18 protein-coding genes and 1 pseudogene are annotated in these 18,358 nt (G+C 62.1%); 6 read left to right on the top strand and 13 right to left on the bottom strand.

The genetic code is table 11. From position 1 onward, the window contains the following. Positions 1 to 46: 46 nt before the first annotated feature. The 9 genes and pseudogenes from AC2A04_RS03680 to AC2A04_RS03720 form a co-directional block, all read right to left on the bottom strand. Positions 47 to 595, bottom strand: a complete 549-nt coding sequence (locus AC2A04_RS03680; protein WP_484210961.1) for a hypothetical protein — start codon at positions 593 to 595, stop codon at positions 47 to 49. A 110-nt stretch (positions 596 to 705) separates the two neighbouring features. Then, positions 706 to 1,299, bottom strand: a complete 594-nt coding sequence (locus tag AC2A04_RS03685) for a hypothetical protein (RefSeq protein ID WP_484210962.1) — start codon at positions 1,297 to 1,299, stop codon at positions 706 to 708. 132 nt (positions 1,300 to 1,431) lie between these two features. Continuing rightward, positions 1,432 to 3,675, bottom strand: a complete 2,244-nt coding sequence (locus AC2A04_RS03690; RefSeq protein WP_484210963.1) for a prolyl oligopeptidase family serine peptidase — start codon at positions 3,673 to 3,675, stop codon at positions 1,432 to 1,434. Between the two features lie 53 nt (positions 3,676 to 3,728). Further along, the gene (locus AC2A04_RS03695; RefSeq protein WP_484210964.1) at positions 3,729 to 5,867 is read right to left on the bottom strand and encodes a prolyl oligopeptidase family serine peptidase; all 2,139 of its coding nucleotides are present in this window, start codon (positions 5,865 to 5,867) and stop codon (positions 3,729 to 3,731) included. A 148-nt stretch (positions 5,868 to 6,015) separates the two neighbouring features. Then, positions 6,016 to 6,441, bottom strand: coding sequence for a 50S ribosomal protein L17 (gene rplQ / locus AC2A04_RS03700; protein WP_484210965.1), 426 nt, complete (start codon positions 6,439 to 6,441; stop codon positions 6,016 to 6,018). Positions 6,442 to 6,561: 120 nt separating this feature from the next. Beyond that, positions 6,562 to 7,623, bottom strand: coding sequence for a DNA-directed RNA polymerase subunit alpha (locus tag AC2A04_RS03705; RefSeq protein ID WP_484210966.1), 1,062 nt, complete (start codon positions 7,621 to 7,623; stop codon positions 6,562 to 6,564). A gap of 118 nt (positions 7,624 to 7,741) precedes the next feature. Continuing rightward, positions 7,742 to 8,131 carry a 30S ribosomal protein S11 gene (rpsK, locus tag AC2A04_RS03710; RefSeq protein ID WP_008065643.1) on the bottom strand — a complete coding sequence of 130 codons (390 nt, stop codon included), beginning with the start codon at positions 8,129 to 8,131 and terminating at the stop codon, positions 7,742 to 7,744. A gap of 48 nt (positions 8,132 to 8,179) precedes the next feature. Continuing rightward, the gene (rpsM, locus tag AC2A04_RS03715) at positions 8,180 to 8,548 is read right to left on the bottom strand and encodes a 30S ribosomal protein S13 (protein WP_292625769.1); all 369 of its coding nucleotides are present in this window, start codon (positions 8,546 to 8,548) and stop codon (positions 8,180 to 8,182) included. 307 nt (positions 8,549 to 8,855) lie between these two features. Beyond that, a pseudogene (locus tag AC2A04_RS03720) lies at positions 8,856 to 9,011 on the bottom strand (DapH/DapD/GlmU-related protein); the annotation flags it as partial. A 421-nt stretch (positions 9,012 to 9,432) separates the two neighbouring features. Here AC2A04_RS03720 and AC2A04_RS03725 point away from each other — a divergent pair. Further along, positions 9,433 to 9,858: a DapH/DapD/GlmU-related protein gene (locus AC2A04_RS03725; protein ID WP_484210967.1), complete on the top strand. Its 426-nt coding sequence runs from the start codon at positions 9,433 to 9,435 to the stop codon at positions 9,856 to 9,858. A gap of 229 nt (positions 9,859 to 10,087) precedes the next feature. After that, the gene (locus AC2A04_RS03730) at positions 10,088 to 10,879 is read left to right on the top strand and encodes a transglutaminase-like domain-containing protein (RefSeq protein WP_484210968.1); all 792 of its coding nucleotides are present in this window, start codon (positions 10,088 to 10,090) and stop codon (positions 10,877 to 10,879) included. On the opposite strand, the gene AC2A04_RS03735 is transcribed toward AC2A04_RS03730, so the two are convergent. The 4 genes from AC2A04_RS03735 to hemF form a co-directional block, all read right to left on the bottom strand. After that, complete coding sequence (locus tag AC2A04_RS03735) at positions 10,876 to 12,966, bottom strand: RelA/SpoT family protein (protein ID WP_484210969.1); 2,091 nt, start codon at positions 12,964 to 12,966, stop codon at positions 10,876 to 10,878. The genes AC2A04_RS03730 and AC2A04_RS03735 overlap by 4 nt on opposite strands. A gap of 73 nt (positions 12,967 to 13,039) precedes the next feature. Then, positions 13,040 to 13,663 carry a GNAT family N-acetyltransferase gene (locus AC2A04_RS03740; protein WP_484210970.1) on the bottom strand — a complete coding sequence of 208 codons (624 nt, stop codon included), beginning with the start codon at positions 13,661 to 13,663 and terminating at the stop codon, positions 13,040 to 13,042. A 50-nt stretch (positions 13,664 to 13,713) separates the two neighbouring features. Further along, on the bottom strand, positions 13,714 to 14,325 hold the full coding sequence (locus AC2A04_RS03745) for a hypothetical protein (RefSeq protein ID WP_484210971.1): 612 nt from the start codon (positions 14,323 to 14,325) through the stop codon (positions 13,714 to 13,716). 497 nt (positions 14,326 to 14,822) lie between these two features. Then, on the bottom strand, positions 14,823 to 15,701 hold the full coding sequence (gene hemF, locus AC2A04_RS03750) for an oxygen-dependent coproporphyrinogen oxidase (protein ID WP_484210972.1): 879 nt from the start codon (positions 15,699 to 15,701) through the stop codon (positions 14,823 to 14,825). A gap of 46 nt (positions 15,702 to 15,747) precedes the next feature. Here hemF and pdeM point away from each other — a divergent pair, with 46 nt between their 5' ends. The 4 genes from pdeM to AC2A04_RS03770 all read left to right on the top strand — a co-directional run bounded on the left by pdeM (position 15,748) and on the right by AC2A04_RS03770 (position 18,328). Further along, positions 15,748 to 16,422, top strand: coding sequence for a ligase-associated DNA damage response endonuclease PdeM (gene pdeM / locus AC2A04_RS03755; RefSeq protein ID WP_484210973.1), 675 nt, complete (start codon positions 15,748 to 15,750; stop codon positions 16,420 to 16,422). A 127-nt stretch (positions 16,423 to 16,549) separates the two neighbouring features. Then, a complete protein-coding gene (gene infC / locus AC2A04_RS03760; protein ID WP_484210974.1) occupies positions 16,550 to 17,068 on the top strand; it encodes a translation initiation factor IF-3 in 519 nt (172 codons plus the stop codon). A 206-nt stretch (positions 17,069 to 17,274) separates the two neighbouring features. Then, the gene (locus tag AC2A04_RS03765) at positions 17,275 to 17,574 is read left to right on the top strand and encodes a hypothetical protein (RefSeq protein WP_484210975.1); all 300 of its coding nucleotides are present in this window, start codon (positions 17,275 to 17,277) and stop codon (positions 17,572 to 17,574) included. Between the two features lie 88 nt (positions 17,575 to 17,662). Continuing rightward, positions 17,663 to 18,328: a hypothetical protein gene (locus AC2A04_RS03770; protein ID WP_484210976.1), complete on the top strand. Its 666-nt coding sequence runs from the start codon at positions 17,663 to 17,665 to the stop codon at positions 18,326 to 18,328. Positions 18,329 to 18,358 lie beyond the last annotated feature (30 nt).

An 18,358-nucleotide genomic window follows, 5' to 3' on the forward strand; every position in this document is an offset into this window, starting at 1 on the left:
TGCAAGGGACCAGCAAAAGAATTGCTGGCCCCGAACAGCCGTTCAATCAGAAGTTGCCGCGTCTCAGGTCAAGCAGAACGCCGCCCTGCGCGCTGACGTCGCAGGAAAATCTGTCGCCGTTGCGCAGCGTGCCGGATACGCGGTAGCCATCTCCGGCGCGCGTTGCATCGTAGACCTCGTCCACTTCGCCCTTTGCCGATGCTTCATCGACGCAGCGGTTGACGGCCTCGTCAAGACCCCGCGTCGCCACGCGACTGGAACCGGGCTGCCCCTCGTAAGGACGCGTATCGGTATTGCTGCCGTTATAACGCCAGTCATCCTGGCGATAAGTGTCGTTCGGCACCGGGTCGGGCCGGTAGCGATCATCGTCGTTGCGGCGATCGTTCGATTTGCTCGCCGCGCTGGCGATGGCAGCAATACCACCAAAAATCAAAAGACCTGCAAGTACGTCGCCACCGTCGATCCCGCGATCGCGATGCCAATGACGGCCTCCCCCACCCCAACCGGGACGAGCCTGCGCTTCACCTGCCAGCGGCAGCATGACCGTTGCCATGCCGGCCAGCGCCATTGCGCCCTTTGCAAACTTGCGCGCCATAAAATTGACCCCTCGCCGGCCCGCGCGGGCGATGCGCCCGCCGAGACCCCGTCATTCCATATGGACTAGGCGGCACAGGCTTTCCGATGCCTGAACCGCCCGTCCCCTAATCACAGACCGCGGATTCCGCTGTAGTCGATATCGACCACACGACCACGTTCGACCTTGCACTTGAACGAGCCTGCGTCGTAGCCCCGAAGCGAACTGTTCCATCCGCGATAATCGCCATTCCAGCCGCGCCCGTAATAGCGGTCGCCCTGGCGCCAATCACGCCCGTTCGAATTCACCGCGATCCGGCCGCGTACCTCGTAACCCCAGCGGGTCGGGCGAACATCGCGCACGTCGGTCACATCGGCGCGGCCATAGCTGTAACGGGCTGCGGTGCGTTCGGCGACATTGACGCACTGCTCGATTGCGCCCCGCGGATTGCCGCGGCCGTAGTAGTTGTCGCGATAACGATCGTTGTTCCAGCCATCGCGCCCGCGCCAGTTGTCGTCGCCATAGCCGTAGCGATCGTAACGGTCGTTGCTGTTGCTGGCGGCTGCGGCGATGGCAGCAATGCCGCCGATCACCAGCGCGCCCGCCACGATGTCGCCACCGTCGATGCCGCCGCGATGGTCGCGCGCGATTGCCGGAGTGGCCGAAGACACCGCGACCGCTGCGGCGGCGGCAGTTCCGACCAGGGCCTTGGAGATTGTCTTCATGGTCCGATCCTTCATTTCATCGGCAGGGCGATTTCCCTGCCATGAGTGATGATCTGCCTGATTCGCGGTGAGATCACGCTGAACCGCCATGACAGCGATTGTTCATAAATAAGGCCGATTACCTGAACGACTTTAGCTGCCGGACGGAAGGCCGGTCCAGTAGGCGAGAAACGCAAGGACATCGGCACCTGTGTCGATCACCTTATCCACCGGCTTGCCCGCGCCGTGTCCCGCACGCCTCTCCACTCGCAGCAGGTGCGGCTTGTTGCCGATCTCCGCTGCCTGCAATGCCGCCACGTACTTGAAGCTGTGTGCGGGGACCACGCGATCGTCGTTGTCGGCAGTAGTGACGAGAATCGCGGGATAAGGCCTGCCGCCCGCGATGTTGTGATAGGGCGAATAGGCCCGCAGCGTCCGCCAGTCGGCCTCACGATCGGGGTGTCCGTAATCGTCCACCCAAAAGCGCCCGGAAGTGAAGCGGTCAAACCGCAGCATGTCCATCACGCCGACATCGGGGTTGGCGGCGGCGAACAGATCGGGCCGCTGGTTTACCACCGCGCCGACCAGCAATCCCCCATTCGATGCGCCCTGTATGGCAAGCGCGCCCTTTGCGGCGATGCCCTCACGGATCAGGTATTCGCCCGCGGCGATGAAATCGTCGAAGCTGTTCTGCTTGTTGGCCCCGCGCCCGGCATCGTGCCAACTGCGCCCGAATTCGCCACCGCCGCGAATGTTGGCGAGCGCGAAGGCCCCTCCCGCCTCGAGCCATGCCATGCGCACGGGCGAATAGGCGGGCGTCAGCGCGATGTCGAAACCGCCATAGCCATAGAGCAGGGTCGGCAGCGGTTTGCCGTTTCGCGCCAGATCGCGTTTGCGCACGACATACATCGGCACCTTCGTCCCGTCGCGCGAGGTGAATTGCCGCTGTTCCACCTCGTAAGTGGCCGGGTCGAAAGACATGCGTGGCACGGCGAAGGGCGTGATCTCGCCGGTGCGCAAGTCCATGCGATAGACCGCAGGCGGCGTCGCAAAGCTGCTGAACTGGTAGAACGTCTCGTAATCGCCCGGCTTTCCGCCAAAGCCGCTGGCCGTGCCGATCCCGTTGAGCGTGATCGCCTTGCCCGGACGGCCCTTGCGATCGGTCATTACCGCCACGCTTTGCCCATCCTTGAGGTACGACAGAAGAAACCTGTCGCCGATCATGCGTGCCCCTTCGAGCGTGTTCAGCCGCTCGGGCACGACCACGCGCCAGCCTTCCGAGACACGGGCAAGATCGATCGTCACCAGATGAAAATTCGCAGCGCCACGGTCGGTCAGGAACCACAAGCGATCCTCACTTCCCGCCACCAGTCGCCAGTGGTCGGAAATGTCGGGCACAAGCACGTCGGCCTTCCACCGATCGGCACCGCGCCGACCCAGCTGGATCAGATGCACCGCATTGCGCTTGTCGGTGCCGGCCTCGCTGACGATCACCGCCCAGCGCCCGTCGCTGGTCACCTGTGCCTTGTGGCTCCACTCAGGATGGTCGGGCGTCGCATGAACCAGGACATCCTGATTCTGCGGCGTCCCGGTGCGATGGAACCACACGGCCTTGTTGTAACGCGGCGCGCGAGGATCCTCGTCCGCAGCCGGAGCGGGAAAGCGCGAATAGAGGAAGCCCTCGTCGCCCACCCACGCGATCTCTGTATCGTTCGCCCAGTCGATCCGGTCATCCAGCACGCGACCGCTGCCGACCTCGACCACGCGCATCCGCCGCCAGTCGCTGCCCGCTTCCTGCTCTGCAAAGGCGAGATAGCGCCCGCTCGGGCTTGGCTCCCACTGTGCCAGTGCCAGCGATCCGTCAGCGCTCCAGCTGTTCGGATCGAGCAGCAGGCGCTGATCGCCGTCCACGCCCTTGCGCACCCACAGCGCCGACTGGTTCTGCAGGCCGGAGTTGCGCGTATAGAAGTAAAGGCGTCCGGCCTTGCGCGGCAGGCCGTACCGTTCGAAATCGAACAGGCCGCGAATGCGCGCGGCAAACGCCTCGCGCCCCGGAAGCCGAGCAAGATACTGCGAAGTCAGCGCGCTTTGCCTTGCGACCCATCCGGCAACCTGCACGTCCTTCCGCAAATCGGCCTCGAGCCAGCGGAAGGGATCGGCCACGCGCTCGCCAAAGGCCTGCTCGACCAGCCCATCGTTGCGTGTGGCAGGATAAGCGCCCTTGGGCAGGACCAGACGGCTTGGCGGCGTGATCTTGCCCCCGCTGCCGGTCGGAACCGCAGCGCCCACGCCATCGGCTGCACTTTCGCCGCGCAACGGCACGGTCGCCAGCAGCAGCGACAGCACGGCACACGCGCTCGCAGCGCGCCGCCCGACCAGATCCTTCTCCCACGTCATTATCGCCAGTGCTTTAGCACCTCAGGCGGCATCGTGGCGAGATGAATTGAAGGTCAGTCCGCAGGCTTCAGCCCGGTCCAGTGCGCGAGGAAGGCATAGACGTCAGCCGACTCCTCGATCATCTTCGAAACCGGCGTGCCAGCGCCATGCCCTGCCCGCGTCTCGATGCGGATCAAGTGCGGCTTCGCCCCGATCTTCGCTGCCTGCAAGGCGGCGGCATACTTGAAGCTGTGCCCCGGCACGACGCGGTCATCGGTATCTGCCGTCGTCACCAGAATGGCCGGATAGTCCTTGCCCGAGGTCACGTTGTGATAGGGCGAATAGGACCGCAGGAGGCGCCAGTCGGCTTCCTTCTCGGGAAAGCCGTAGTCGAAGACCCATTCGCGCCCTGCGGTAAAGCGATCGAAGCGCAGCATGTCCATCACGCCGACAGCGGGGTGCGCCGCCGCGATCAGGTCGGGCCGCTGGTTGACGACCGCTCCGACCAGCAACCCGCCATTCGAGCCGCCCTCGACCGCCAGTCCGTCCTTTGCGGTCACGCCATTGGCCTTGAGCCATTCGCCCGCAGCGATGAAATCATCGAACACGTTCTGTTTGGTCGCACCCTTGCCGCCCAGATGCCAGGCTTCGCCATATTCGCCGCCGCCGCGAATATTCGCCACGGCAAAGGCACCGCCCGCATCAAGCCATGCCATGCGCGCGGCGGAGAAGCCGGGCAGAATCGAGATGTTGAAGCCGCCATACCCGTAGAGGATCGTCGGTGCCGGTCCGGTCAGATCCTTGCGCCGCACCACGAACATCGGAATTTTGGTGCCGTCCTTCGATGGGTAGAAAACCTGCCGCGTTTCGAACCGCGCGGGATCGAATGTCAGCTTCGGTGCGGTCCAGACCTTTGCCGACGCCGCATCGTCTGCGTTGAAAGCATAGATTGTCGCAGGCTGGGTAAAGCCGCTGAACACGAAATGGCCCCCGGCATCACCAGGCTCGCCCATCACGCCGCCGACGCTGCCGATACCGGGCAGCGCGAGCATTCCCGCAGCCTTGCCGTCGAGCGTCGCCAGCCGAAGCTCGGCCTTCACGTCGCGCAGGTAGTTGAGGACCAGCCGATCACCAACGATGCTGGCACCATCGAGCACTGCAGCGTCTTCGGGCACGACTGTCGAAAAGACAGGCTGCGCGCCGGACAAGTCGACCATCATGACCTTCTTGCGCGGCGCATCCTTGCTGGTGACGAACCACAGCCTGTCGCCCACACCGTCAATCAGCGACCATTCGTCCGAAAGAGGCGCGATCAACGGCACGACTCTCCAATCGCCCTTGCCAATCGCGGCCACGCCCACGGCATTGCCCTTCTCGCTCCCGGTGCTGGTGGAGACGACAAGCCACCGCTGATCGTGGGTCACTTCGGCTGCGTGATAAAGACGCGGATTGTCCGCAGTGGCATGGATCTGCCGATCCTGCGACTGCGCGGTGCCGAGCTTGTGCGCCCAGACCGACTGATTGGAACTGACCTCCTGGAAAGCTGCGCCCGCCTGCGGCTCGGGAAAGCGCGAATAGATCACGTTGTCGTTGCCGGCCCACGCCAGCCGCGAGAATTTCACGTGGCTGATCGTGTCCGACAGCACCTGCCCGCTCGCCACGTCGATCACCTTGACCGAGCGCCAGTCGGTGCCGCCATCCTGCACGCTGTAGGCAACCTTCGACCCATCAGGCGAAGGCTCCCAATCATCGAGAGCAGTCGCGCCGTCCTTCGCCCAAAGGTTCGGATCGATCAGGACGCGCGGCTCGTCACTGCCATCGGCCTTGCGCACAAAAAGCACAGACTGGTTTTGCAGTCCCGTGTTGCGGCGGAAGAACAGAGCCTCGCCCCGCTTGACCGGCAGCCCGACGCGCTCAAAATCGAACAGGCTGCGCAGCCGCTTCTCGAACGCGGCGCGCTCGGGCAGGGCTTTGAGGTAGGCGTCGGTGAACTTGCTTTGCGCGTCAACCCATGCGGCCACCTTGGCATCCGTGCGAACGTCGGCTTCAAGCCAGCGATAGGGATCGGTGACCTTCTCGCCAAAGACGGTGTCGACCACCTGGCCGCGTTCGGTCGGTGGATAGATCATCGTGCGGTCCTGTGCAGGGGCGACAGCGGGGGCGACAAGAAGCGCAGCCGCCGATACGGCGAACATGGTGCGGATCGATGACATGGAAGGGCTTTCAGCTGAATCATTCCGGTTGCATGGGAAACTAGCCGGGATAGCCGCACAAGCAAGCGTCGCAAATCGAACACCCCAAAACAAAACGGGCGGAGCCGAAGCCCCACCCGTCATGTATTCGGTTGAACCGAAGCGCGAATTACGCGGCTTCGTATTCGTCCTCGTCCGCGGTCATGACCGGGCCCGAATCCTGGCCCTTGGCCGAGGTATCGCGGTCAACCAGTTCGATCACGGCGATCGGAGCGGCGTCCGACGAGCGGAAGCCGGCCTTGATGATGCGGGTGTAACCACCGTTGCGATCGGCATAACGCTCAGCCAGAACGCTGAACAGCTTGTTGAGCTGCGCATCGTCGAGCAGGCGGGCGTGAGCGAGACGACGGTTCGAAAGGCCGCCCTTCTTGCCCAGCGTGATCAGCTTTTCGATGTAAGGGCGCAGTTCGCGCGCCTTCGGCGTGGTGGTGGTGATCTGCTCGTGCTTGATCAGCGAGGCCGCCATGTTGCGGAGCATCGCGATACGGTGAGCGGAAGTACGACCGAGCTTACGCTGGCCCATTTTATGACGCATGAATATTTCCTTCAGTTCGTAGGGGGGCCGTACAAGGTACCCCGATCCAGGCGGCTGTTACGGGCTGCCGCCAAATCGCCCTGAAAACAGGGCGTCCCGCAAAGGACGCCCCGAATTTGCTTAACCCAGAAGCTCTTGTTCGAGCTTCTTGGCCATCTCTTCGATGTTCTCCGGCGGCCAGCCGGGGATGTCCATGCCGAGGCGCAGACCCATCGAGGAGAGAACTTCCTTGATCTCGTTGAGCGACTTGCGGCCGAAGTTCGGCGTGCGCAGCATCTCTGCTTCGGTCTTCTGAACCAGATCGCCGATATAGATGATGTTGTCGTTCTTGAGGCAGTTGGCCGAGCGGACCGAAAGCTCCAGTTCGTCGACCTTCTTGAGCAGGTAACGGTTGAGCTGGTTGGCGTCGCTCTCTTCGGGTGCGTGGGCAGCAACACCTGCGACCGAGGGAACGTGGCCGACCGGAACCTGATCGTCGAAGTGGACGAACAGCGAAAGCTGGTCCTGCAGGATGCGTGCGGCATAGGCCACGGCATCTTCAGGCGTCACGGTGCCGTCGGTTTCGACCGTCAGGTTAAGCTTGTCGTAGTCAAGCTCCTGACCGATGCGAGCGTTGTCGACCTTGTAGGAAACCTGACGCACCGGCGAGTAGAGCGAGTCGACCGGGATAAGACCGATCGGCGCGTCTACCGGGCGGTTGGCAACGGCCGGGACGTAGCCCTTGCCGGTGTCGACCGTCAGTTCCATGTTGAAGGTTGCACCTTCATCAAGGTTGCAGATCACGAGATCCTTGTTCAGGACTTCGATGTCGCCCGTGACGGCGATATCGCCAGCCTTGACTTCGCCCGGTCCGGTTGCCGAAAGCTGCAGACGCTTGGGGCCTTCGCCCTGCATCTTGAGTGCGATCTGCTTCACGTTGAGGACGATGTCGGTCACGTCTTCACGAACGCCGGCAAGCGACGAGAACTCGTGAAGGACGTTCTCGATCTTGATCGAGGTGACGGCCGCGCCCTGGAGCGACGACAGGAGCACGCGACGCAGCGCGTTTCCGAGGGTGAGACCAAAGCCACGTTCCAGCGGTTCGGCGACGAAAGTCGCACGGCGCTTGGAGTCGTTGCCCGACTTGATCTCGAGATTGTTGGGCTTCTTCAGTTCCTGCCAGTTCTTGATGTTGACAGTCATGGAATTCCCCTGGGGTTTGTGCGGGCTTTTGCCGGTTGCCGGACGCGAATGTCCGGCTCCGGTCGAAATATTGGGCAGACGGGGTGCCGGTACCTGCACCCCGCTTGCCGTAGCAGGATCAGACGCGACGGCGCTTCGACGGACGAACGCCGTTGTGCGGGATCGGGGTCACGTCACGGATTGCCGTGATGGTGAAGCCGACCGCCTGAAGCGCGCGCAGGGCGCTTTCACGACCCGAACCGGGGCCCTTGACCTCGACTTCGAGGGTGCGGACGCCGTGTTCGGCAGCCTTCTTGCCAGCGTCGTCAGCAGCGACCTGCGCTGCGTACGGCGTCGACTTGCGGCTGCCCTTGAAGCCCATCATGCCGGCCGAGGACCACGAAATCGCGTTGCCCTGGGCGTCGGTGATGGTGATCATCGTGTTGTTGAAGCTGGCGTTTACGTGCGCAACACCGCTGGTGATGTTCTTGCGCTCGCGGCGCTTAATGCGCTGAGGTTCGCGTGCCATTGATTTCTATCCTCGAGAAACTGGGACGGAAGAAGGCCCTTTCGGGTCTTACTTCTTCTTGCCGGCGATCGGCTTGGCCTTGCCCTTGCGGGTGCGGGCGTTCGTGTGCGTGCGCTGGCCGCGGACCGGAAGGCCCTTGCGGTGGCGCAGGCCACGATAGCAGGCGAGGTCCATCAGGCGCTTGATGTTCATCGCCACTTCGCGACGAAGATCGCCTTCCACGGTGTGATCGGCGTCGATCGCTTCACGGATCTGGAGCACTTCGGCGTCCGAGAGATCCTGCACGCGACGGGCATGATCAATTCCGAGCTTGTCGGCGATCTGCTTGGCCTTGTGAGCCCCGATACCATGGATGTAGGTCAGCGCGATGATAACGCGCTTGTTGGTGGGGATGTTTACCCCGGCAATACGAGCCACTTGCTTCTCCGTTTGCTCCACAGGACGAACGACTCGCGTCGCACGCCCTATCTCATCGCTAAAAACACTCCCGTAAGACGGGAAAATTCGGGCATCGACAAGACATTAGCCTTGTGCGCACGGAACCTTGCCGGTCGAGAGTGAAAGGGGCGCTTAGGAGGTTTCAGAAGCAACGTCAACAGTTGCGCAAAGACAAAACGCGGCCCAAGCGCCCAGTTGCAGCGCGGCCTTCCGATGTCGTGCAAGGGATATACCCCAGTTCGTGGCACAGGTCAAAGAGACCGCAATCAGTGAGCACCTAGTAGGTTACGACACGTGCGGGATTGCCCGCAACATACACGCCATCGGGCACGTCCCGGGTCACGACAGCCCCTTGCCCGACCTGGCTGCCGTTACCCACACGCACGCCAGGCATGATGATGGCCCGTGCGCCGATAGTGCTTCCCGCCCCGATCACAGTATCGCGATAGAGACCGCGCGTGTGATCATGGCTCAGCAGGATGGCCCATTCCCCGACCACGCTGTTTTCGCCCACGTGAATGCCCTGTGGCCAGTTGCGATCGAGCGATGCCGTCGGCGCGATCCACGAGCTGTCGGCTATATCCATGTGCCACCAGTGCTTGCGCAAGACATGCTGGAGCCACTGGCGTGGCGATCTGACCTGCTTGATCGTTTTCATGTCGGATTCAGGATTCACGGTTTGCCCCCATGCCACCGCCAAACGCAGGTCCACGCAATTGGGCTTTGCATAAGGTAACTGCGGATCTTACGAAACCCTTATGGCGCAGAGACGGCTTTCACAATTCGAGCGGATACGGAACCTTGCACTTCGCGTCAGGCGCGCAGGTTTGCGCATACGATTCGGAATACGCTTTGCTGAGGATGTGGATCTTTCGCTGACCACGCAGTTCATCAGTTCAACGCGGGGATCGATCAGGGTCGGGCCGTCCACTGCAATTGCCCTCAACGCCACGATCATCTCGCTTGGCGAGGACGGGACGACCGCCCGGGTTTCGATTGGCGGCAACTGTTTCATCGGCGCAGGGGCCCTGATCTGCCCAGGCGTGACAATTGGGGACGGCGTAATCGTGGCGGCCGGCTCGGTGGTACGGCGCGATGTCCCCGGAGACTGCGTGGTATCCGGAAATCCCGCGCGCATCGTCAGGCGGGGCATCGGCGCAGGGCGCTATGGTCGGTTACCCGATGCGTGGATGAACCAGCGCTTGATGGTGGCGACCGAGGCCCTGAAGCATGGAAGGATATCGCGGCATGCGGCCGCAGGCTTCATCGACGCCGGTGACAGCACCTGACGCCAGCAGGCGTCTCCGCTCATGCACTCTCTTGTCCACTCTATCGCCAGCAAGGCGATTGCGCGGACCGATCATTACCGCCATCGCGCATTACCGCCGCTGCTGAACGATAGCGGCCTCGATCACCTTCACCTCGGTTGCTACGCGCTTGATCTTAGCGGCGCGGGATCAATCATCGATTTATCACAGACGCTACGGAGCCAATCCGGGCGCTACAAGTTTAGGCCTCATGTCCGCCAACGCAACGCGCCTCGCCATTTCCGCCACTCTCGACTACGCCCTCACATCACCCGCACCGGTCTTGCTTCAAGTCGCGGTCGCGCACGAGCCCGGCCAATCGATACAGCGCGAGGCACTTGCTGCAGCGGAGTTGCCAGAGCCAATCCAGATCGCCGCGCACGACGGCGTGGGGCAGCGTGCGTGGTTGATGCCGAACGACCGCCTGTTCATCCATTACGAAGCCGAGGTCACGGTCGATCGGCCGGTTGTGGATCTGGCGTTCTTGTCGGATGATCCTCTTCCGTCACTCCCGGCCGAGGTCGTCGAATATCTTCTGCCATCGCGCTATTGCCCCGTGGACACCATGCACGCCTCGGTGGTCGACATGTTCGGCGGAATGACCGGGGGGCCTGCGGTGTTGGCAGTGCGCGACTGGATCGGCGGGCACTTGTCTTACGTACCGGGCGCCAGCCATGCCGGGACGACCGCGCTCGACACCTTCCACGCACGCGAGGGAGTGTGCCGGGACTATGCGCATCTGCTGGTCACATTGGTGAGAGGTCTTGGCATACCGGCGCGACTGGTCAGCGCTTACGCGCCAAATGTTACGCCGCCCGATTTCCACGCGCTTGCACAAGTCTGGCTGTCAGGCGCATGGCACCTCGTCGACGCGACAGGCATGGCCGATCCATCGCACACCGCGATCATTGGCGTCGGGCGCGACGCGGCCGATATCTCGTTCCTCACGATCTTCGGCACCGCCACTCTCAACGAACAAGCGGTGAGCGTTACCCTGCTCTAGATTCGTTCCGCCTGCGCCACTGCATCGCTGGCGCGCAATGCGCTGACGATACGGGTGAGATGTGCGAGGTCGCGGACTTCGAGATCCACTTCATAGGTGTGGAACGGGTTCTCGCGCTGAGTCATCTCAAGATTGACGACGTTGGCGTGATTCTTGGCAAAGATGCCCGCCATTTCTGCAAGCGTGCCGGGACGATTGTAGAGCTCGGCGCGCAGCCGCCCGATCGCGCCATCGGTTCGCGCATCCCAGGACAGGTCGATCCAGTCGGCATCGACGCCGTCGGCCAGTGCCATGCAGTCGATCGCGTGCACTTCCACGCCCTTGTCCGGGCGTCGCAAACCCACGATGCGGTCGCCCGGAACCGGATGGCAGCAATCGGCAAGTTTGAACGCCATGCCGGGAGTGAGCCCGCGCACCGCGATCGCGCGCTGCTGGCGCGGCCAGTTCTCCTCCGGGATATTCGCCGCGCTACCGGGAACGAGTGCTTCCATCACCTGCCGGTCGTCGAGCTTTGCCGAACCGATGGCGAACATGAAGTCCTCCTCCGTGCCAAGCTTGAGTCGCTTGATCGCATCGGCGGTCGCCTTTTTGCCGATCTTGGTCGGAAGGCGCTCGACGATCTCCTCGTAGAGCTTGCGACCGATTGCGGCGACTTCGGCGCGCTCCTTCTGACGGACGAAGCGGCGGATCGCGGCGCGAGCCTTGCCCGTCACGACGAAGCCCAGCCACGACAACTGTGGTTCGGAATTGCGGCTCTTGATGATCTCGACGACATCACCATTGCCGAGCGGCGTGCGCAGCGGCACGTGGCGACCATTGATCTTGGCACCCACTGCTGCCGCGCCGAGATTGGTGTGGACGGCAAAGGCAAAGTCGATCGGCGTCGCGCCCTTGGGCAGCTGGAACAGCGCGCCCTTGGGCGTGAACGCGAAGATGCGATCCTGGTAGATCGCCATGCGCGTGTTCTCGAGCAGTTCCTCGGCATCGTGGCTCGCATCGAGAATTTCGACCAGATCGCGGAGCCAGCCGACCTGGGCATCGGGCTGGATGCCGCCCTGCTTGTAGGACCAGTGCGCGGCAAGCCCGTATTCGTTGAGCTCGTGCATCTGCCGGGTCTTGATCTGAACTTCGACGCGCATCGCGTTGGAATAGATCAGCGAAGTGTGCAGCGAACGATAGCCGTTCATCTTCGGGGTGGAGATGTAGTCCTTGAAGCGGCCGGGGATCATCTGCCACGCGCGGTGCAGCAGGCCGAGCGCCTTGTAGCAATCGTCCTCCCCCTCGGTGATCACGCGGAAGGCCATGATGTCCGTGATCTGCTCGAACGAGACATGGCGCTCGGCCATCTTGCGCCAGATCGAATAGGGATGCTTCTCGCGGCCCGAAACCTCGACGCGCAAACCGGCCTCGGCCAGCACCTTCTTGATCTCGAGCGCGATGGAATCAACTTGCGCGCCTTCTTCGCTACGGATCGCCGCAAGGCGACCGGTGATCGTCGAATAAGCTTCCGGCTCGATCTGCTCGAATGCGAGCAGCTGCATTTCGCGCATGTATTCGTACATGCCCACGCGTTCGGCGAGCGGCGCGTAGATCTCCATCGTCTCGCGCGAGATCCGGCGGCGCTTTTCCTCGCTGCGGATGAAGTGCAGCGTGCGCATGTTGTGCAGGCGGTCAGCCAGCTTGACCAGCAGGACGCGCAAGTCCTCGCTCATCGCCAGCAGGAACTTGCGCAGGTTCTCGGCCGCGCGCTCGCTCTCGCTCATCGTTTCGATCTTCGAGAGCTTGGTCACGCCGTCGACCAGCCGCGCCACATCGGGGCCGAACAGGCGTTCGATGTCCTCGATAGTGGTCAGCGTATCCTCCACCGTATCGTGGAGCAGCGCAGTTATGATCGTGTCCTGATCGAGCTTCAACTCGGTCATCAGGCCCGCGACCTCTACCGGATGCGAGAAATAGGGGTCCCCGCTGGCGCGCTTCTGCGTTCCGTGCTTCTGGACGGTAAAGACGTAAGCGCGGTTGAGCATCGCCTCGTCCGCTTGCGGATCATAGGCGAGAACACGTTCGACAAGTTCGTACTGGCGGAGCATCTGCCCCTAGATGGAGGCAGAAGCGCAGGCAGGGCAAGGGGGAAACCTGCGTAAATTCGAATGATTTGCCGGCTCAGCGAATTATCGGAACCGTACCGCTGCCTTCGGGCAACAGGCCAGAAAGGCGCGGATCGGCGAAAACCTCGACATAGCGCGCATAGGGCACGAACCCCTGCGACTGGTAGAAGCCCGGCGCGCGCGGATCGTCGAGCGTGCAGGTGTGAACCCAGACCCGTTCGACGCCTGGAGCCCACGCCATCTGCAGCGCGCGGCGCATCAGCCACTTGCCAAGGCCCTTGCCGGTCGCGCCGGGAATCAGACCGAAGAAGGCAATCTCGCACTCGCCTTCCACCCGAAAATCCAGCTCGAGCATGCCTACCTCGACACGGGCCCGGTCGACCACGGCGAACACCTGCACGTGCGGATCGTGAATGATATCGGAAAGTTCGACATCGTTCTTCGCAAGCCGCGACCACCACAACCACGGCGCACCGACGCGCTTGTAGAGCAGGCGGTACTTCTCGGGCGCGCAGTCCTTCCAGCGGACAAGCTGGACCGGCACATCGCCCTCGGGCGTCAGTCGGCGCAGTCCCTCTGGCGGAGCAAGCATTTCCAGCGCTGTTACGACGCAGGCGAGTTGGTCTTTGCCAACCGCATGCAAACCGGCACTCAACTTTAAACCACACGACGAAATCATATGATGCTCATTGCCGACCGCCTGTTAAATCGCAACGGTTGGACCGAAGATTACCGCACGCCCATTACTGTTCCGGCGAAAGTCAGGTCATACACTCCGCCGCGTCCATGTTGATAACGGAATGCGTAGCCGAATTCCCGTCGCCCAGGACCGAAAAATATGCCGTAAGCACCACCGGATCCGGAGCTGGAAGTCGGGGAATTACTATCAAACACGAGGTCAGTACTAAAATACATACTGGGCGCGGCACCGCTTAGGCCTGCAGTATAGCGAAGAGGCCCAAATGAGATGGTTTTCCCGTCAGAACGTTTGCCGCGAACCGTAAGGTTTGAAATCATCTGCTGCTGGTCGAGGTCGACGGTCATATCGACGTCGGCGTCGGTAATCGCATAAGCCTCGACCGTGCCGGATCGGTAATCATAAATGCGACCCTTGACTGCAAACCGGCTAAAGGTTGCCACCCTTTCCAACTGAGGATCGTCATCCCGCGAAGGCACCCCGAAAACACAGTAAATGTGGCCATTTGCCGTACTTTTTACTTTTTCTGCGAGCACCAGGCGTCGACTGTATTGAAACCGCGCAGACGGATTTTCGATCGAAAGAACAGCGCGGTGGTCTTCGAAAGCTGCATCGTAGTCGACTGAGGTATCAGTCCTGCTCACAAGATCGGACGATCCGAAGACGTATGGGCCTGTCTTACCTGCATTCACATGGTAAAACCTATACGTGCTGCTGGATTCAAAGTACGTCAAAGGCGCAGAATATTCGTACAAGACGGAAAATTGGGGCGACGGGGCCCCCATTGCGCCTCCACCTCTGAAACCCGTGCAGCCGGCACGATACTGTCGATCACCTGAGAGTTGCTGGAATGTCAGGTAAGAGCTGCTCGTGGGGCTGGGCGTGGGCGTTGGGCTTGGAGACGGCGTGGGGCTTGGCGAAGGTGTTGGTGACGGCGTGGGAGCGGGCGAAGGCGCAGGCGTGGTTGGCACAGTCACAGGTGCGCCACCATCTCCGGACCCGCCGCCGCACGAGGCCAGAAATGCAAAAGCCAGCGTCAACGATACATTACGAACCATGATTCCCCCCAACTGTGCACAACACGTAGCGGGAGAAACGATAATTCAACAATCGAATTCTTGCCGAATTGGCGGGAATAATTTTAGCTCCACATCGCTTCGGGCGGGAGGCTCATCAGGATCGCATCAATATTTCCGCCGGTCTTGAGGCCGAACAGCGTGCCGCGGTCCCAGACGAGGTTGAATTCGGCGTAGCGGCCGCGATACTGCAACTGCTGGAGCTTTTCGGCGTCGTTGAAGGGCGTGTTCAGCCGGCGGCGGACCAGCTTGGGAAAGACACCGAGGAACGCCTCGCCCACATCGCGGGTGAACGCGAAGTTGGCCTCGAAGCCTGCGTCGTCGGCGCATTCGAGGTGATCGTAGAAAATCCCGCCGACGCCGCGATGGACCTTGCGGTGCGGGATGTAGAAGTAGTCGTCCGCCCACTTCTTGAACTTCGGGTAGTATTCGGGATCGTGGGCATCGCACGCAGCCTTGTACTCCGCGTGGAAGTCCGCCGTATCTTCTTCATAGGGGATCGGTGGATTGAGATCGCCGCCGCCGCCGAACCAGGCCTTGCTGGTGGTGAGGAAACGCGTGTTCATATGGACGGCGGGCACATGCGGGTTGGCCATGTGCGCGACCAGGCTGATGCCGGTGGCGGTGAAGCCGGGCGTTTCCGCGCTTGCGCCGTTGATCGTGCCGGCAAACTCCTTCGAGAATTCGCCCTGCACGGTCGAGACGTTCACGCCGACCTTCTCGAAGATCCTGCCCTTCATCAGGCCCTGGACGCCGCCTCCGCCATTCTCGACCGCTTCGCCATCGACTTCACGGTTCCACGGCGTAAAGGTGAAGCTGGCGTCGGAGCCCGCTTCGCGCTCGATCGCTTCGAATGCGGCGCAGATGCGATCCCGCAGGGATTCGAACCAGGCGCGGGCGCGGGCGGTGTGATCGGTCCAGTCGATCGTGATCGTTTCGGTCATGGCAGCGGCACTTGCCAAGGGAAACGCCATCCGGCAAGGGGAAGTCATGGTTCCCTTTTCGTTCGCAGATCAGGAGTTTCGGCTGGGCGCGTCCAGAGCCTTGTTCTGGGCCGAGGAAAACGCGCTGCTGGTGGCCGATCTGCATCTCGAAAAGGCGAGCTTCTTTGCCCGCCACGGCCAGATGCTCCCACCTTATGACAGCCGCGCGACGCTCGAGAGGCTGGCAGGGGCCCTTCGCGAGACAGGTGCGCGGCGCGTGTTCTGCCTTGGCGACTCCTTTCACGACTCGGGCGGAGTCGACCGGCTCGAGCCCCATGCAGCGGGCATGCTGGATGCCCTGACCCGCGCCACCGACTGGGTCTGGATCACCGGAAACCACGACGAGGATGCCCGCGCCCCCGGCGGAACAATCGTCGACGAGCTTGCCGTGGGCGGTTTTTCGCTGCGCCATATTGCGCGAAAAGGTGCGCCCGGTGCCGAGATTTCAGGTCACTTCCATCCCAAGATGCGCGTCCATGTGAAAGGCCGGTCGATCGCCCGAGCCTGCGCGGTGGCGAGCGAAAACCGCCTGATCCTGCCAGCTTTCGGCGCGTTGACCGGCGGGATGGACGCAGGTGACCCGGCGATCCTCGGGGCCTTGCAGCCCGCGCGGGCGATCGATGCGATTGTCCCGGCCGGAGAGCGGCTTGCCCGCTTTGCGCTGTGGCGTGCGGCTGCCTGATCGCGTGCCATCGGGATCAGTCGCAATGCGCGCTTTATCTGGCCGCGCATTGTGATATGAGCGCGCCAACCGTATATTCGTTTAAACTGCAGGAGAAAGCACAATAGCTCCCCCACCCCGGCGCAGCATGGCGCCCCCCGTCAAGAGCGGGCCTCGCTTCAACCAGATGATCAACGTGCCCAAGGTGCGCGTGATTGACGAGAATGGCGAGAACCTGGGTGTAATGTACACCCGCGAAGCGATCGATCAGGCAGCCGAAGTCGGCCTCGATCTCGTCGAAGTTTCGCCCACGGCCGATCCGCCGGTCTGCAAGTTCCTCGATGTGGGCAAGTTCCGCTACGAGGCGCAGAAGAAGGCTAACGCCGCCCGCAAGAGCCAGAAGACGCAGGAGATCAAGGAGATCAAGATGCGTCCGAACATCGATGACCACGATTACGAAACCAAGATGCGTAACGTGTTCCGGTTCATCGAAGATGGCGACAAGGTGAAGGTGACCCTGCGTTTTCGTGGGCGTGAGCTTTCGCACCAGCAGCTGGGCATGAACCTGCTGCGCAAGGTGCAGGACGACGTGGCGGAGATCGCCAAGGTCGAAGCTTTCCCGCGCATGGAAGGCCGCCAGATGCTGATGGTGCTCGCACCGAAGTAAGCGGATTGTCTTCGCTGACGGATTTGAGGGGCGCGCCGCGAGGTGCGCCCTTTTCCTTTTGTCTTCCCGGAAAAACGCTTCAGCGCTCCGAATTGTAATGTTCCGCAATTCACCCTGACAGGTGCACCGTCCACCGATTGCATCATGCCCGGATAGCCGCGCCGCGCGTTTCCCCGCCGGTTCGCCAATAAATCCAGGAGTTTTGCATGACGCCGTCTCTGAAAATCATCCCCGCCGTCGCCATCTTGGCCGGCTCGCTTGGCCTCGGTGGTTGCGCCACCAAGGGCTATGTCAATGAACAGATCGCCACGGTCAACCAGCGTATCGATGGCGTGGAAACCCGTCTTGCCGATACCGACGCCACCGCCAAGGCTGCTCGCGCCGAAGCGCAGGCTGCTGCCGCACAGTCGATGACCAACACGCAGCGCATCGACCAGATCAACGGCCGTGTCGACGGTGTCGAACAGCGAATGATGGAAGCGCAGCGCAAGCGTCCGCGCAACTAAACCCATTCGGGAACGCAGCTTCCGATTCAACCGTTTCTCCTGCGTCGGCATTTCCGCCGGCGCAGGATTTTGCTGAATGCGACAATCGATGAACCACGTTTTTCTGGTGCTGGCTGGTATCGCCTCCGCCCTTCCTGCCGTTGCACAGGCCGAGGATATACCGGCAGTTCCCGAAACGTCGCAGATGGTGCCGACCGAAACGGACCGATCGGAAGCTGCCACCCGCGTGATCGACTGGGTTTCCTCGGCGCGCGACAACGGTCGCCTGCCCTACATCGTCATCGACAAGCAGTCGGCAGCGATGTTCCTGTTCGATGCCAAGGGCAAGCAGCTGGCCAAGGCGCCGGTCCTGCTCGGTATCGCGTTGGGAGACGATGCAACGCCGGGCATCGGAACGAAGAACCTATCCGAGATCGGCCCTGCCGAGAAAACCACCCCAGCCGGGCGCTTCCTTGCCAAGTACGGTGTTGCCGCAGGCAAGCAGAAGGTCCTCTGGGTCGATTACGCCACCTCGGTTGCGATCCACACCATTCCCACGGGCAAACCCAGGGAACAGCGCGTCAAGCGTATGCTTTCCGAAAGCGCCGAGGACAACCGGATCACGTTTGGTTGTATCAACGTGCCCAAGGCCGCCTACGCCAAGGTCCAGCAGCAGTTCGGCAAGAAGGGCGGTTACGTCTACATCATGCCGGACGTGAAGCCGGTAGAAGACGTGTTCCCCCGCTTGCTGGTCCAGCCTTTCCAGAACCGCTGACGCCCACGCCCTTTCGCTTTCCGCGCAGCC

The organism is Novosphingobium sp. HNCC26DJ243, from assembly GCF_057180545.1.